The organism is Bremerella sp. TYQ1 (assembly GCF_020150455.1).
Classification (GTDB): Bacteria; Planctomycetota; Planctomycetia; order Pirellulales; family Pirellulaceae; genus Bremerella; species Bremerella volcania_A.
Map to the genome: position 1 here is coordinate 2,680,649 of NZ_CP083740.1, position 16,541 is coordinate 2,697,189.

The window sequence follows — 16,541 nt, forward strand, 5'->3', positions numbered from 1 at the left end:
GCGTAGGCGAGGGCTAGGATGAACCGTATCAGTTTGTCGGTCGACGCTGCCAAGTTTGCTCATCCTTGAAATTCGCTGCGCACATGCCCATCTCTTACGACTGCCCACATTGCGGGACCCATATGGAGGTCCTCGAACGTTATGCCGGTCAAACGGGTCCCTGCGCGATCTGTGCCAAAACCATCACTATCCCCGGCAACTTGGAAGGAACACCTGGGCATGCCAACACTCGCGTCGCCACATCACGCGGTTCCGACGGCACGTCAGGCGTTTCCTTGGGCACGCTTCTCGGAATCTTGGGTGGCTCGGTGGCGTGTCTGTCGGTGATCTTTCTTGTGACCGTCCTAATCTTTCGTGTCGCGATACCTGCTGCGAATCAGCTTCAGATCGATCGCATGAACGAATCATCCCAGTCAAAGATTGGCCGCATCACGAAGGCGCTCAATGCCTATCATGATTTGCATGGAACCTATCCGCCCGCCTATTTCACGGATGAAAACGGACAGCCGACCCACTCGTGGCGAGTCATGATCTTGCCGCAGCTCAACCGCAACGATTTGTACACGCAGTACAATTTTGATGAACCGTGGAACGACCCTTCCAATATTGCCGTGACGATGCAAATGCCTGATGTCTATCGTTCTCCGGCCGACAAGTCGACCAACGTCAACACAACTCGCTTTGCAGCGGTCGTCGGAAAGCGCACGGTGTTCCCCTTCGAGAAAGCCATTTCCCGCTCGCAAATCCTGGACGATGCCCGAACGGTGATGGTAATCGTCGAAGTCCATGGCATTGGTTTCGACTGGACCGATCCCACACAGAACTACGACGTCGACAGCCCCCAGGGAACTTTGTTGATCGATAACGACATCAAGTCGCAGATGCTGACCAATTCGACGCTGACCGGCAACGTTGGCATGCTGAACGAAGATACGCACAACATCGATGCGATTACCCCGGTGACACTTCTTCAAGAGATGGCGACCCGCAGCGGCAGCGAAGATATCGGCTTCGAGATCGATATGCTGGAGCAGCGTTAGCCGCTACGTACTCGCCGACTGCTACGAGCCGTACGACCGGCACAGCTTGCCAGCCTTCACTGACGCGTACCACGAGAGCAACCCTATCAAGCGGCCGACTCAAAATCCGATAGAGGTATCTGTTGTGTCCTCTATCGCTCAAAGGGTCGTCCATGCTCGCCACTGTTCGAATGCTCGCTGCCACGCTCGGCGTACTAGCATCGCTGCTGGCATTCGGCACGGACATGCTATCAGCGCAGCCACGTCCGGCGACCAATACTCCGTCGTCTGATGGCGGCCCGGTATTGATGCGGCAGACTGAATTCGGCATCCCTTACCAGGTCGATGCCCCCAATTCGACGCCGGAAGTCCAGCTGATGGTCTCCAACGACCGTGGCGTCAATTGGATTGGCTATCACCGCCAGTCGGCACAGCAAAAGCGGTTTGTCTTCCAAGCAAAGAACGACGGCGAGTATTGGTTCGCCATTCGGACGTTCGATCCTTCCGGCCGCCCGACCGATAGCAGTGGCTATTACAAGCCAGAACTGAAAGTCGCCATCGATACCCAGACGCCAGACGTTTCGCTACAAGTGCAAGCACTCGAAAGTGGCGAAGTGATCGCACGCTGGTCGATCCAAGATCCTGCGATCGATCCGCAGCAGATCCAGCTTAGCTATCAGTCTTCGCGGCAAGCCCCTTTCCAGCCGGTGCAAGTCGATGCCTCGAACGCCTACCAGGCCGACGGCGTCGTCGCCGGCGAGACTCGCTTCTTTCCGATCGCAACCGAACGCGTGATGCTGGTCCGGCTCGATGCACATGATAAAGCAGGCAACGTCGGCTTTGCACAGCAAACAGTTTCCGTTCCACTGGTCGCTCAGAAGCCGGCTTGGAATGGTGTCCCCCGCCCTGCCCCTGGACAATCGGGCGTCGGCCCGGCGGGTGATTCGCTGGCTGCCGGAAACGTTCCTGTCGATCCATTCCAACGACGTCAGGTTGAAATGCCTGAGCGGCCAAAGCAATCGGTTCCATGGCCAACCGACAACGCGTTGCCACAAACGCAAGCTCCCCAAAACCCCAACCCTGGGCCTCAGCAATTCGCCGGACAGAATCCTGCTCCGCAGCCGTTTGGCCAGGACGATCGCTTCAAGCCGGCGAGCATGAAGATGGAACCACCAGTGGCAAGTTCCAGCCAGCCGCAAGCTTCGTCGCCGCAACCGCCGACTCCTCAGCCCACTTCGCATCCTGGATTGCCGCCAGGAGTTCAACCGCAATCGATCAACATGAAATCGTTCGCGCTGAACTATGGTGTCGATACGGTCGGCCCTTCCGGCATCGGTCAGATCGAACTATGGGTGACACGTGATGCGGGCGAAACCTGGGAACCAGGCGGGACCGACCCTGACCGACAAAGTCCGTTCGACGTCGAAGTGCAGTCGGAAGGAACTTACGGCTTCCGGATTGTTGTCGAAGGTGGCAACGGCCTGACGGGGCGACGCCCACAACCGGGAGACCTGGCCGACATCTGGGTTCATGTCGATCTGACGAATCCTGTCGCGACGATCACCAATGTGGTTTACGGCGAAGGGCATCACGTCGGGCATCTCGATATCAACTGGACCGCCAGCGACGATTCGCTGACAGCCCGACCGATTTCGCTGTACTATGCCGCGTCGGCCGATGGCCCTTGGAAACCAATTGCCGAGCAGATGGCGAACTCTGGGCAGTTCATCTGGAAGATTACCCCCGAAGTGCCGGCCGATATCTTCCTGAAAGTCACCGCCGAAGATCAAGCCGGCAATGTGGGCGAATACGTTCTCAAACGGGCCATCGCTAACGACGGCCTCGTACCGCGGGCTCAGATCCGGTCGCTGAAGCCGCTGCCGAAAAACCCTAATCAGGCCGCCTTGCCGGTCACGATTCGGTAAGTCGCTGGTAGCCAATTCGCCCCATACCGGGTAACTTGGTGCCATGGCAAATACGGTCCACGCATTCGACTTTCTCGACGCCGAAGAGACATCGGTCCCTTCGGTCTGCATCGTCTTCGGACGCGATGCCTTCTTGCGCCAGCTGGCCAGCGAAAAAGTTCGCAAAGCGGTCCTGGGAGACGATCCGGATGTCCCTTACGGCAAGCTGTCCGGCAATAACGTGACATGGGTCGACGTGGCCGACGAAGTTTCGACGGTCAGCTTGTTCGGCAGTTCCGGGCGGCGTTTGGCGATTGTGGAAGACGCCGATCCGTTCGTTTCACGCTATCGGGACGAACTGGAAGGCTTTCTGGAAAAGAAACGCCCCGGCGGCGTCTTGGTTCTGCAGGTCGAAAAATGGGCCGCCAACACTCGGTTGTACAAAAAGTGCAACGAGATCGGGCTTCAAGTTCAATGCAACCCGCCGGAGAAGAAGTCGGGCAAGAAGACATCGCTCGATATGGACGCGCTCGCGAAGTGGTTCGTCCGGCGAGCGAAGACTGAGCACGACGCGAAAATCAATTCCGGCGCCGCTCACCTGTTGGTCGAGATGCTGGGAACCGAGTTGGGCCTGATCGATCAAGAGATTGCCCGGCTGTCGCTGTTTGTCGAGCCAAGTGAATCGATCGACGAAGATCTCGTCCGCGAGCAAGTTCATGGTGGCCAGTTGCAAGAGATTTGGCATCTGGTCGATGCGGCGGTCGAAGGGAAAACGGCCGATGCCCTGCACCAGCTCGATCGGCTTTTCCAATCGGGCGACAAACCGCAGAAACTGTACGGGCAAATCGCGTGGAGCTTACGACGCTTTGCAGCGGCCACACGGATTTATCAGCGTGGCCGTCGCCGCGGCGATGCCGTCAGCCTGCGAGATGCCCTTAAAGAAGCAGGCTTTCCCAACTGGCCCAAAGCGTTGGAGGAAGCCCAGCGACGTCTTTTAGCCCTCGGTCAAATCCGCGGCGGTCGACTTTATCGCCAGCTTCTCGAGCTCGATATGTCGCTCAAGGGAAGCCATTCGCACGAAGCTCGGGGACGTTTGGCCCTGGAAAAGCTGATCGTTTCGTTCTCGAAAGCGCTCGATCCACCTCGAGCTAGCAACTCTCGCTAATTCGACTGCTATCACCGCTTGAATAAACGCTTGTCGGTATCTCTTGCTTCATTCTTGACGTTTTCCTACTATCCGCCGGACCGTTTCTTGGAAGAAGGCATGCGCAAGCGCGCCATCAACGGAAGCCAGAGCGAATGATGTCGAAGATTATCCCCCTGAGTATCGTCTCGTTAACCATCCTGATCACCGGCTGTATGAGCGGGTGGAATCGTGGGATGAAGGACCCTAGTTCGCTCAACAGTTACCTCGACCAGCAGGCCGCCAGTAAGCCTGCGCGAACCGCTGCAAAGCCTGCTGCGCAGGAAGCGTCCGAATCGAAACAGCACGAATTGGTCAAATCAGAAAGTGCCGACGTCAGCCTCGCGAAGAAGCTGGCGGCACGCATGAAAGAGCTGGAAGAAAACAAGCCTGCCGAAACAGCTTCCCCCAGCGGATATGCGGCCCGTGTCGGAGCGTTGTCGCTTCCGGAAGCAGACAAAAAGCAGATCCTGGAGGAATTCGCCTCGGCGAGTGATTCACAGTGGGAAGAACTACTCTCGAAGCTGGAACCTGTTTTTGGTCCGAAGCAAAAAGTGGTTCAACAAACGCCAGCAGCCCCTGCTTCTGACAAAGCAGACATGGTGCAAAGCTATGCCAACAAGCTGGTCGAACGTCATTTGAACACGTCGGCAGCTCCTGCGGCAGAAGAGGGTCCACAGCGACTTCCTTCCACCAACATGCATCAAGACACCTCGCACTTAGCTCAAGTCGATCCTTCGCATTTCCCCAAAACCATCGACTTGGAGCGTGGCAAGACTTCCGCCGAAGCCCGTGCGACGCGTGCTCCGCAAGAACAACTTCGCAAAGACACCGGCGTTCAGTTGGCCACGTATGTGCCGGAGATGGCCGCTTCTTCCGAGGGGCTTTATCCCGAAGACTTGCAAACGGCCGCCTACAACGAGATGCGACAAAATCCAAAGAACCTGCCGGAGAAAATGGCTGGTCCCAAGTCGAAGAGCACCGAAGAAGAATCGGTCGAACAGCTTTCGCAGAACGAATACCGCGTGATGGAAATCCTTTGGCAGCGTGGGCAGGTCTCGCTCGAAGCGTTGCACAAGGAATACAAAGCTCAGTTCGCCCCCGATCACTCGCGAGCCGCGCCGGACCCCAGTATTTTAAGCCTCGACGAACTGCATGCGATTCTCTTCGACTTGAAGGGACGCGGTTGGATTTCAGACACACGTCGCGGAAACACAGTCGCCTATTGGGCCGCACGTAATCAGCCGGAAGGCAATTCCGGCGACTGGGAATCGCTGATCGACGACACGATCAAAAAGCTGGAACGCGTGGCTACCGACGGTCGTGCCTCCGAAGAAGAACGTACCATCGCCCAGCTCCGGTTACGAATGCTTTACCTCGTTGCGAATCGCAAAGGGGAAGCGATGGAAAAAGTTGAAGGTCTCACTCCAGAAGAACAGGAAGTCTGGAGCAACACGCTCTTTGGCCTCGCCGACTACATGAAAGTCGAAGAGATCCCCGTCAATCGTCGCCATACGCTCGCCCTCGGTTCGTTCCGCCGAGCCATGTCGCACTTGGAAGCTGCCAGCCCGCTGGAGCTTCGCAACTTAGAGTTCATTCAAAGTGTCGACAGCTTCGGCCAATTCAAACCGTTCCCAACGCGCGACTTCCAACCGAAGCAGGAAGTTCTGTTGTATGTCGAAGTCGACAACTTTACCTGCAAGGACGTCGGCGGAAAGTTTGAAACGGTTCTGCAAAGCAATTACGAAATCTACGACCAAGGGGGCCGTCGCATCGATGCACGTCAGTTTGCCGAAGTGAAAGACAGCTGCCGCGTACGTCGCCGCGACTTCTACGTGCCGTATCGGATTTACATGCCAGAGAACATCGCCTCGGGCACCTATCGGTTAGAATTAACCGTCCGTGATCCGGCTGCCGACAAGTTCGGTCAGTCCTCGATTGAATTCCGTATCAAGTAGGAAACCAGCCATGCCCACGTTCGACGTCGCGATCATCGGAACCGGCGGCGTCGGCAGCGCGGCACTCGCTTACCTCGCCCAATCAGGCGCACGCGTTCTCGGCATCGATCGCTTCACGCCGCCTCATTCCTATGGCAGTTCGCATGGCCAGACACGTGTCATCCGGATGGCCTACTTCGAGCATCCCGACTACGTTCCGCTGCTGCGTCAGGCCTATCAATGCTGGAGTGAGCTCGAAGCCGCGACCGATCGACGACTTTACTTTCCGACCGGTGTCCTGCAGATAGGCCCCGAGCAAGGGGAGGTGATTGCGGGGATTCGCCGCAGTGCCCAACAGCATCACTTGGCGATCGAATCGTTTCCGTTTCAGGAAATCGCCTCCACATTTCCCGGCGTGCTTCCGCCAGACAACTGTGTTGGACTGCTCGAACGAGATGCTGGCTACCTGCTGGTATCCGAGTGCATCGAGGCTTATCTTTCTCTTGCCAAACGGCATGGAGCAACCCTGCAAACCGATTCTCCGGTGGTCGAATGGAAGCATACCGGAAGTGAATTCGAGATCCGCACCGAGGCGGAAATTGTGCAGGCCAAGCAGTTAGTGATCTGCGGCGGAGCTTGGGCCAGTCAGTTGCTTTTGGGTTTGAACATACCGCTGACGATACTTCGCAAGCATTTGTACTGGTATCAAAACCAGGCCAAAGCCTACACTTCGGCCGCCTCGTTTCCTGTCTTCTTATTAGAGACGCCCGGAGGGATCTACTATGGTTTCCCCCAAATCGATGCACTTGGCGCGAAGTTGGCACGGCATGATGGTGGTGAAAGAATCGCCGGTCCCGATGCCCATCACCAAACCCAGGAAGATACCGATCGCCAAAATGTCGAGACATTCGCGCGGAATCATTTGCCGCAGCTGTCGCAGAAACTCACCCGGCATTCGGCGTGTATGTACACGATGACCGACGATCATCATTTCGTTGTCGGCACGCACCCGAGCAATTCCCAACTTCACTTTGCCGCGGGCCTTTCGGGGCATGGCTTCAAGTTCGCATCGGCCCTGGGACAGATCCTTGCCGACTTGGTGCTCAGCGGTAAAACAGAATCGCCGATCGGCTTTCTTTCGCCGAATCGATTCTGCTAAATCGTCTGGCAGCCATTTAATGGTGACCTAGATTTGCTTACGCGTTGACTTGCGCCACTGCGCTAACGCCTGACAATCGATACAACCAATGCAATCCGCACTGGGAAGTCACCATGAGCCAACCTCAGTTGCCACCACAAGTTAAGCAGTACCTCAATATCTTTCGCCAACAGTGGAAGCTGTGGGTCCCTGTTACCGCGGCCTGTTTCCTGTTGGCGGCCACCTATTCGTTGGTGAAGCCGGACCAATGGGATGCGACGCAAAGCGTGCTTTTGCGAGACGAAGCAGCCGGGCAACTCAGCGGCCAAGGTCGCTTCGACAGCATCGACACCATGAAAGCGGCCCAGGAAATGGTCGTGGAAGTGGCTCGCAACCAAGCCGTGCTTGAAGCCACGCTGAAAGAAGTCGGGCCACCAGCTTCGGTCCGCAACAAAGCTGATTGGCCTACACTGCGGGATATCGAAACGCTTCGCAAACATGTTTCGGTCAGCCCTCCGAACGGAGCCGAATTCGGGACAACCGAAGTGCTTCATATCACCGTCGAGTCGGAAGATCGCGAGCGAGCCAAGCTGCTCACCTCGACGCTCACAAAGCAGATGGATAAAGCGCTGAAGAACATTCGTAACCGCCGCGCCGATAGCGTGATCGCCGAACTGGAAAACGCGGAACATCTCGCCCAACAAGAACTCGATCGGGCAACGGCAACACTCAAAGCGGAAGAAACCAAAGTCGGGAGCGACTTGGGTGAGCTTCGCAGCTTGAACGACGCCACCTCGGGCGATGGAAACTTGCGGAATGCCTGGAACCAGATCAAGCAGCAGATCCGCGATGGCGATGCCGAGCTGGTCAAGCTGCAAGAACAACTTAACATCCTGGAAACCGCTCAGAACGATCCGGAACATCTCATCGCAACCCCCAACCAACTGCTGGAAAGCCAACCCGCTTTGAAGCGGTTGAAAGATGGCCTGGTCGATGCTCAACTTCGCACGTCGAATCTGCTGGGCAAGATGAGCAAGTCGCATCCGCAAGTTCAATCGGCAATTGCGGCGGAAAATGAAGTGCGTCAAAAGATTCGAGGCGAACTCGACTTGGCCATTCGCGGCGTCGAAGCCGATCTGCGTTTACAAAAGTCGCGGCTTAAGTCGATCAACAAGCAAGAAGAAGATGTCCGCAAACGACTCGATACGCTTGCCTCGATCCGAGCCGGCTACGCAAACCTGGTCGCCGATGTCGAGAAGTGCAATCTGGTCCTTCGTACGGCCCACGAACAGTTGGCCGATGCGAAAGCGAACAAGCGTGCTTCGGAAACGTCCAGTCTGATTACGCGTATCGACGAACCGACCACCGGTGAATACCCCGCAGGTCCCAGCAAGAAGGTGATCGCGGCCGGCGGACTCGTGGGTGGCTTGATGCTTGGATTGGGATTGGTCGTACTGCTGACTCCGATGCCAGGTTCGCAAGGACGACGCTGGACCGACCACCTTTGGGGACGTCGTTCGACCGATACCGGAGCCGTACCTGCGGCAGGCGATCGGCGTGCGGCCTCGCGAGCGACGCAACCACCTCCAGCAAACAACCAAGGCGGCCGTGGTCGTCGAGCCTCGGACCAGGCCCCTCCGGCCACTTATCCCGAGGTCGATCGTCGCAGCGGTTTCGATCGACGTGGTACCGCCGCTCCTGGCGACCGTCGCAGCCAATAAAGAAAAGCCAGCGGAAAACCCGCTGGCTTTTTTACTTTTGATATTCTTACGACCGAGTTACTTCGACTGATAGTCGGCAGGCTTCAAACCCTTCTTGAAGCTATTGAAACCATAGAAGCTTGGCTCGTACTCGCCGATAATGCTGACATCGAGATCAGGCGTGATCTTGTCTTCCATACCGAGCAGGTCGAACACTGAATTGACCACGATGCGGCGACCATCTTCGTTCACGTAGTCGATCGCGCTACCAAACGTGCTGCAGACCGACGTCCCTTGCTTGCCACCTTCCAACTGGTACGGCATCGTCCAGACGATTGGCATCATCGGATCGTTCTTCTTACCGGCGACCGGCTTGTCTTCCGGCTTCATTCCTTCCAGGACCGAACCATACAGCAGCACGGTCGCGTTTTCCGGCAAGTTGCGAACGCCGTACACATCGGTCGGCCCCCACACGTCGTCCACGCCACGAAGAATCGGGTTATCCTTCGCTTCTTCATTGATCACGCCGCGGGTGCTTTCTCCCTTATGCTTGCCATGGTGATTCACCCACGTTTCGCCGAGCACCTGCTTACCGAAGCCGCCTTGGTTGTTGAAGCTGTAACTGTGGTACTTCGCGTCCTTCGGAATGTTGAACGCGTGCGTCGCCGTACGAATACCAATGATCGGCTTGCCTGCTTTCAAGTAGTCGTCCAGCACCTTCATGTCGGCATCCGGCAGATTGCGGAAGCGAGTCATGATGATGCATAAGTCGGCATCGTTCAGCTTTTCGATACCAGGAATGTTCTTTTGGTTGTTGGGATCGATCGTGCCATCTTCTGGATTGATCGAAAACAACACCGTGCAATCGAAACCGTGATGCTGCGACAAAATCTTTGCGAGCATCGGCAATGCTTCTTCCGAGCGATATTCTTCATCGCCACTGATCAGCACAATGTGCTTTCCTTTGCCTGGTCCATCGCCACCCTTGAGCGACAGCATGGTTTCCGCGGCAAACGCCAGCGAACAGGGCATCATCAACAAAGCACACGCCCAAGACAAAATAAATTTCGATTTCATGAGTTATTCCTGAGAGGTGAATCGGGAGGTGGGATGTTCCGGCAACCTTCGTTTATAATCGAAACCGCGCCGCATTACACCTTTGCGGGTCGCCATTCGCACGAAATTGATTTCCTCCTCCCTCCCCTTCCCTCAAGTCCTTCAAACAGAGGTCACGCCATGCCTCGATCGTTATCGCTTGCCGTTGCCATTCTTGGCTTCCTTGTGCTCAGTCGAATTACCTACGCCGAGACGCCCAAGGTGCTCGATCCACGTCTGCAGTTGGAAATGATTGCCGAGCAGCCCGACATCGTCACGCCGATTGGCATCACCTTCGATAAGCATGGCGACTTGTTGGTGATCGAATCGCATACGCACCATCGCAAGCCTGACTATCAAGGCCCGCCCAAGGATCGAATTCGCCGCTTCGCCGATACCGACGGAGATGGCAAGTTCGACACATGGAGCACGTTTTATGAAGGCACCGAAGCAACGATGAGCCTGCTCGCGGCGCTCGATGGTTCCATTTTGGTCGCCACGCGAATGGAGGTCTTTCGCCTTCGCGATACCGACGGAGATAAAGTTGCCGACAAGCGGGAAGAGATCGGCCACTTGGAAACGGCCGGGCGTTACCCACACAATGGCCTCGCCGGCTTGGCGATGGGTCCCGATGGGCGGCTTTACTTCGGACTCGGCGAAAACCTGGGCGAGCCCTACGCGCTGATCGGCAGCGACGGCACCAAGCTTTCCGGCGGCGGCGAAGGGGGAACGATTTATCACTGCCGGCCCGATGGTTCCGATCTTCAGCGAATGGCGACTGGGGTGTGGAATCCGTTCGGCATGATTTTCGATCCGATGGGGCGGCTTTATATGGTCGACAACGACCCCGATAGCCGCCCGCCATGTCGCTTATTGCATATCGTTCCTGGCGGTGACTATGGCTATCAATTTCGTTACGGCCGTACCGGAGTCCATCCACTGCAGGCCTGGAATGGCGAACTGCCTGGCACGCTGCCCATGGTAGCCGCCACCGGCGAAGCCCCCAGCGGCGTGACGTGGTACCACGGTCATCTGTGGGGAACGAGTTGGGGCGATCATCGCATCGAAACGTTCCGCCTTGGCCACGATGGAGCCGGCATTCAAGCGACGCCGCAAACGATTGTCCAGGGAGATCACAACTTTCGCCCGGTCGATTTCGCAATCGCTCCGGACGGATCGCTTTACTTCACCGACTGGGTCGACCGCAGTTACCCGGTCCACGGCCATGGGCGCATCTGGCGACTTTCCTGGAAAGAAACGCCGCCGGCGAGCGAACCGCTGGAACTTTCCCAAGCGGAAGTCGATGCCAATGCTCTCCGAAAAGTACCGAGCCTGACCGCACTGGATGCCGAAGATCCCTACCTACGCCAGGCCGCCGTGTATGGTTTTTCCCAGCACCTCGACGCGTTGCCGATCGACACTGGGACGCAGCTGAAAAGTGGTTCGCAGCGGCTCGGTGTGCTGGAAGCATTGCGTTGGGCCAGCGGTAATGATGGCCCCGAGAAGCGTTCCAAGCTACTCAGCGATGCCCTGCAAGATGAAGACGATCGCGTGCGGATCTTCGCCATGCGGTGGATTGCCGACTTGCAGCTGAAAGAATTCCTGCCGCAACTCAAACAGCGGCTCGCCGAGCAGACTCCGACAGTGCGTGAGTTCCCCGTCCTTCTCAGTTCGATCTCGTGGCTTGAATCTGGCAGCATCGGTGGACGGAACGAGATCGTCGAGCAATCGGCGTTGGCCAACATTCTGACCGACGAAAACCAATCGGCCGCCCTCCGCACGTTGGCCCTTAAGTTGATCGATCCGCAGAGCAATCAGTTGAAAGACGAGACGCTTCGGTCGTTGCTCGATTCGCCAGAACAACAACTCGCTCGCCAGGCAATGCAGGTTCTTTACCTTCGTGGAAACGAATTCGCCCAACAAGCGGCCACCGATATCGCTTTCGACACCGACCGAGATCCGCAGCTTCGCGCGATGGCGGTCGTCGGGTTATCCGATCGTGCCGATCTGCATCGTGAAACGCTTGAGAAGCTGGCCAGCGACGACAACGCCGTCGTTCAGCGGGAAGCCAAGCGAACGCTGCGAACCGAAACAGTCGCTGAGCCGACGCCGCCTGAGGCACTCGACCAATGGCTGCAACAGATCGAAGGAGAAGCCGATACCGAGGCTGGCCGGCGGACGTTTCTTTCGTCTAAGGGAGGCTACTGCATTCGCTGTCACCGATACGACGGCAGCGGCGCCGATGTCGGCCCCGATTTAACGTTCATCGGCAAGCGAATGACCAAACGCCGTTTGTTGGAATCGATTCTGCAGCCTAGTCGCGAGATCGGTCCGATGTACGTGCCAAAGGTACTGCTAACCGACGACGGGCGGCTGCATGTTGGCTACCCGATCACCGATCCGAACGTCAACGAAAAGCGACTATTCGTCGACACAGCCGGACACCGCTTCGAGCTCGATCCCACGACGATCGAAGAAGAACGCGACTCCGACAAGTCGATCATGCCGGAAGGTTTTCAACAGGTACTTACACCGGAAGAAATGCGTGACCTGATCGGATTCCTCTTGGTTACGCCAGACGAAAACTGACGCAGCGATATTCGTTAGCAACCGTGCCGCAAGTTAATACGCGTTCTTGCGACCGAGCACGACGAAGACGGTCTCGAACAAGATCTTCAGGTCAAGCCAGATGCTCCACGTACGGATGTATTCGTGATCGCACTGGACACGGCGTTCCATCTTTTCCATGGTATCGGTTTCGCCTCGCCAGCCACGAACTTGGGCCAAACCGGTAATGCCAGGCTTCACTTTGTGCCGCAGCATGTAGTGATGGATCAGCTTGCGGTACTGCTCGTTATGGGCCGAAGCATGCGGACGCGGACCGACGAGCGACATCGTTCCGGACAGCACGTTGAACAGCTGCGGCAGCTCGTCAATCGAGGACTTCCGCAGGAATCCACCAATTGGCGTCAGACGGCTATCGTTCTTTTGGGCCTGTTTCACGTTGGGACCATCTTCGCACACCGTCATGCTGCGAAACTTCCAAACCAGGATCTCTTGCCCATCCAGGCCATAACGCCGTTGCCGAAAAAAGATCGGTCCTTTCGACGTCAACTTTACCGCCAAAGCGACAAGTGCCATCGGAATGGCAAGCACCAGCAGGGCCATCGAAGCGAGGAAGATATCGCTGCCTCGTTTCAAAATGCCGTCGACGCCTAGCAGTGGGTTTTCATAAACACTCACCACCGGCAAGCCACGAATATCGGACCAGCGGGAGTGCAAGATTTCAAACACGAAGAAGTCAGGCACAATGTAAACCGAAGCGGTTGTGTCGCCTAAGTGATTCAGCACATTGCGAATTCGCGACTCCGCACGCATCGGGAAGGTGATGTAAATGCGATGCACTTCGCCACGCTTGGCCGCTTCAACTAAGTCGTGCAAGTTGCCGACACACGTTCCCAGTTCGTCCGGGATTTTCGGCAATCGTTCGCTTGGACGATCGTCGTAGAATCCGGCCACGCGCATCCCGAGGTCAGGCGTTTGGTGAATGTTTTCCGCCAGTTGAATACTCAGTTCGTTCACACCGACAATCGCCACGCCATGTTGATTCATGCCGCTGGCCAGCATCCATCGCAGTACCATACGAATGCCCATGCGAGCCAACGTCAGCAGTAGCGGCGTCAACAAAAACCACGACACAAGCGTATAGCGATCGAACGGGTGATCGTATCGAATGACTGTGGCCAACAAAACCAAACCACCCAGCGTGATCGTCCATGTCATCGCACCGCAGCCAATTTCTCGCTCGGTCGAAACGCCTCGCCAATTGCGATACACGCCGGTAAATTCCGCGACGACGTAGAAGATCGCCAATGCCGCGGCGACGGCCAGTTGATGGTCGCTGTCGGTCATGTCGCCCGACAACCGCACGGCAAGCACCATGCCCGCGATGATCGCGATCGCGTCCGCTACGCGGTAAATGCCATCGAGAATGGTCGACTTATGTTGAATCTGTCGAAGTGCGTTGCTCATCGAAGTTGCCTGAATTTTCGCTGCGTGCAGCCGATCTAGAATTCGAATTCAGACAAATATAGGTCAGCCCTATTTCCCGGCAGAAAAGAAGCAAATTCGCTCAACTTCTTATTAAAAAGCCAGGATCGGTCATGACGATTATGCCGGTTATCGGGACCGACTTTTATCGATCAGGTTGGTACCGATTTTTAAATCGGTATCGGCGGAGCCGACGAGAAGCCATTGCAAGAGGCCAGAGGTAAACCCATTGATGCCACGAGAATCAAGCCGCATTCAAAGGCTTCCTGTGGCCTACGGCCATCCCGGTTTGAAAACCGGGACCACCCGAAAGCATATCTTGCCAATTCATATCGGTCGCCAATCCGTACCGATTAAAGATCGATCGCTTCGCCCAGATCGATTTCAATCTCCGGCGGCTGGGGGTCGTTGCCGGCTGGAGGTGGATTGGATTCATCGGCCGCTTCCTGGGCTCGCTTTAGGAGCCGCCGGAACAATCCTTCGCGCGGTCGGTCTTCATCGTCGGCGTTATCGTCCGCGGGCGTTCGATTGGCTCGATCACGCTGGTTCGCCTCGCGACGCTCTCGCATTTGATCGACCAGGCCCCCTTCGCGGTTGGCATTTTCCAGCAGCGAACCGGCCATGTCCATGATGCCGGAAACGTCTACCTCGCCATCTTCTCCTTCGAAGTTGAGCTGCAGCTGTTCGTCGCCCAGGATCTCTTGCAGTGTCGACTCGGCCGTGGCCATCATCGATTGTCCCAGTCGCTTTTTGTCGATGATCGGTTTGTCGAGCGTGCCGACAATCGGAATCTCGATCGTCTTGCCACGCAGGGCCATCAAGATGGGACTGGGGATTTCGCCTTCTTCCAGCTCGACGGTTGGCTTCAAAGGAATCGGCACTTCCGCAATCAAGTTCAACGTGCGATCGAGCCCGACGAACCCCCGTGTGCGCACTCGTAAGTTGCCGATGCCGAAGTCGAGTCCTTCGTGATAGATCTGTTTGTCGGCCAATTCAAAATCGATCGTGCAGTCGGTGAAGACTTCGACCGATGGCCCGAGCCCCACGAAGCTGGCGATCTTTTGCACCAGCGGTGTCCCAGTCAGCTGGGCTTTGTGAATCGTCAGTTGCCCTTTGCCCACCGAACTTTGGCGATCGGCCAGCGGCACGCGAATGTCTTGCAGCGTCAGCGAAACGTCGCCGTCTACTTTGGTGACGCCGGTAACAATCGGAGCGACAAACTTCAGCATGTCGTCGCACATTGCTTGCGTCAGCTGTTGGTGCTGCATCAGCGTCGCTTCAGGGATCAAGATCGATGGCCCTTCTTCGGCCGTTCGGCCAGGTCGCAGCTGCGCGTGAAACGCAATGTGCTGAAAGCCCCACGGATTCTCCGAGCCTGGCTTGCGAACTTCGACAGTCGCGTCGATTACTTGCACATCAATGGTTCGCTGAAGCGCCGACTGCACTTTTTGTTCGTCGAGCGATGGCGCATCGCCGGGGCCGCCGTTCAGCAAATCGGACTGCTCGCTGGGAAGCTCGACAACGATCAGCGGCCGTTCAATGACCAAATTGCCCAGTTGCCGCGGGTTAGAAAGCAAGCCAAACAGCGTCACATCGTTCGCAATGCGGGGGATGCCGATGTTGTACTTGCCATCCTTTTGCTTCACACGCAGGTTTTCGATTTCAGTCGGACGAAACCAACCGACGGAAACACCATCGACGGAAACAGCGACCTCTTTGCCGTTGAACAGTTGGTGCAGCAGAAAGTCGCGGACCGGGCCATAGCCGATCAGCCGCGGGGCAACGAGGACCAGAGCGATCAAGACGACAACGCCTCCGCCGGCAGCGACGAGAAGCTTGCCCCAATGTTTTTTGATGAAATTCATGGCATGCGATTCAGGAAGACTTTGGAGAACCCTCCCCACTCGCAAAAAACTCTCTCGCTCGATCAGTCCGAGCGAGAGAATTGGTTAGCGTTGGCTTAGAGGGCCGAGTTCAACGCGCTGAGGGCGGCGTCGTAATTCGGTTCTTCGGTCACTTCCTTGCATGTTTCAGCATAGACGACGTTGCCATCCTTATCGAGTACAAAAGTACCGCGAGCCAGCAGCTTCAGTTCGTCGATCAGCATGCCCCAGTTGTTGCCGAAGCTACGATCTTGGTAATCGCTGTACTGCTTGATGCTTTCGATGCCTTCAGCGCCGCAGAAACGGTTCTGGGCGAATGGCAAGTCCAAGCTGACGGTCAACGCGTTGATTTTGTCGCCGAGATCACCCAGCTTTTCGTTGAACTTCTTGGTCTGCGTCTGGCAAACGCCGGTGTCGAGCGAAGGAACCACGCTGATGATGGTTGGCTTACCCTTCACGTCGGCCACGGTGATGGCGGTCAAACCTTCAGGACCGAAAGCGTGCAGCTTGAAGTCGGGGGCGGCCTGGCCGACGGTGACTTCTTCGCCGACGAGGGTCATCGGGTTGCCTTTGAACGTGATCGCAGCGGGACGGCTCATGGAACTTCCTTTGGTTCGTTGGAATGTTGTTCG

Annotated in this window: 12 protein-coding genes; 7 read left to right on the plus strand and 5 right to left on the minus strand. The window is 56.6% G+C overall.

What is annotated here, in order from left to right; translation table 11 throughout:
* The first annotated feature begins 122 nt into the window (after nt 1-122).
* The 6 genes from LA756_RS10400 (at nt 123) to LA756_RS10425 (ending at nt 8,902) form a co-directional block, all read left to right on the plus strand.
* Nucleotides 123-1,040, plus strand: a complete 918-nt coding sequence (locus LA756_RS10400) for a DUF1559 domain-containing protein (protein WP_224439811.1) — start codon at nt 123-125, stop codon at nt 1,038-1,040.
* Between the two features lie 152 nt (nt 1,041-1,192).
* Nucleotides 1,193-2,944 (plus strand): hypothetical protein, encoded by a 1,752-nt coding sequence (locus LA756_RS10405; protein ID WP_224439812.1) that lies wholly within the window; start codon nt 1,193-1,195, stop codon nt 2,942-2,944.
* A gap of 43 nt (nt 2,945-2,987) precedes the next feature.
* Nucleotides 2,988-4,088 (plus strand): DNA polymerase III subunit delta, encoded by a 1,101-nt coding sequence (holA, locus tag LA756_RS10410; RefSeq protein ID WP_224439813.1) that lies wholly within the window; start codon nt 2,988-2,990, stop codon nt 4,086-4,088.
* Nucleotides 4,089-4,222: 134 nt separating this feature from the next.
* Entirely contained in the window at nt 4,223-6,064 is a 1,842-nt protein-coding gene (locus LA756_RS10415; protein WP_224439814.1) for a hypothetical protein, read from the plus strand.
* Between the two features lie 10 nt (nt 6,065-6,074).
* On the plus strand, nt 6,075-7,202 hold the full coding sequence (gene solA / locus LA756_RS10420; protein WP_224439815.1) for an N-methyl-L-tryptophan oxidase: 1,128 nt from the start codon (nt 6,075-6,077) through the stop codon (nt 7,200-7,202).
* Between the two features lie 113 nt (nt 7,203-7,315).
* The gene (locus LA756_RS10425; protein ID WP_224439816.1) at nt 7,316-8,902 is read left to right on the plus strand and encodes a Wzz/FepE/Etk N-terminal domain-containing protein; all 1,587 of its coding nucleotides are present in this window, start codon (nt 7,316-7,318) and stop codon (nt 8,900-8,902) included.
* Nucleotides 8,903-8,959: 57 nt separating this feature from the next.
* Here LA756_RS10425 and LA756_RS10430 read toward each other — a convergent pair whose 3' ends face one another.
* The gene (locus LA756_RS10430; RefSeq protein ID WP_224439817.1) at nt 8,960-9,958 is read right to left on the minus strand and encodes a ThuA domain-containing protein; all 999 of its coding nucleotides are present in this window, start codon (nt 9,956-9,958) and stop codon (nt 8,960-8,962) included.
* A gap of 159 nt (nt 9,959-10,117) precedes the next feature.
* Between LA756_RS10430 and LA756_RS10435 the strand changes: the two genes are divergently transcribed.
* Nucleotides 10,118-12,565, plus strand: coding sequence for a PVC-type heme-binding CxxCH protein (locus tag LA756_RS10435; protein ID WP_224439818.1), 2,448 nt, complete (start codon nt 10,118-10,120; stop codon nt 12,563-12,565).
* 33 nt (nt 12,566-12,598) lie between these two features.
* Here LA756_RS10435 and LA756_RS10440 read toward each other — a convergent pair whose 3' ends face one another.
* The 4 genes from LA756_RS10440 to tpx form a co-directional block, all read right to left on the minus strand.
* Entirely contained in the window at nt 12,599-14,008 is a 1,410-nt protein-coding gene (locus LA756_RS10440; protein ID WP_224439819.1) for an undecaprenyl-phosphate glucose phosphotransferase, read from the minus strand.
* A gap of 147 nt (nt 14,009-14,155) precedes the next feature.
* On the minus strand, nt 14,156-14,281 hold the full coding sequence (locus LA756_RS27160; RefSeq protein WP_261362100.1) for a hypothetical protein: 126 nt from the start codon (nt 14,279-14,281) through the stop codon (nt 14,156-14,158).
* Between the two features lie 98 nt (nt 14,282-14,379).
* The gene (locus LA756_RS10445; RefSeq protein ID WP_224439820.1) at nt 14,380-15,891 is read right to left on the minus strand and encodes a hypothetical protein; all 1,512 of its coding nucleotides are present in this window, start codon (nt 15,889-15,891) and stop codon (nt 14,380-14,382) included.
* A gap of 95 nt (nt 15,892-15,986) precedes the next feature.
* Nucleotides 15,987-16,508: a thiol peroxidase gene (tpx, locus tag LA756_RS10450; RefSeq protein WP_224439821.1), complete on the minus strand. Its 522-nt coding sequence runs from the start codon at nt 16,506-16,508 to the stop codon at nt 15,987-15,989.
* Between the last annotated feature and the right edge of the window lie 33 nt (nt 16,509-16,541).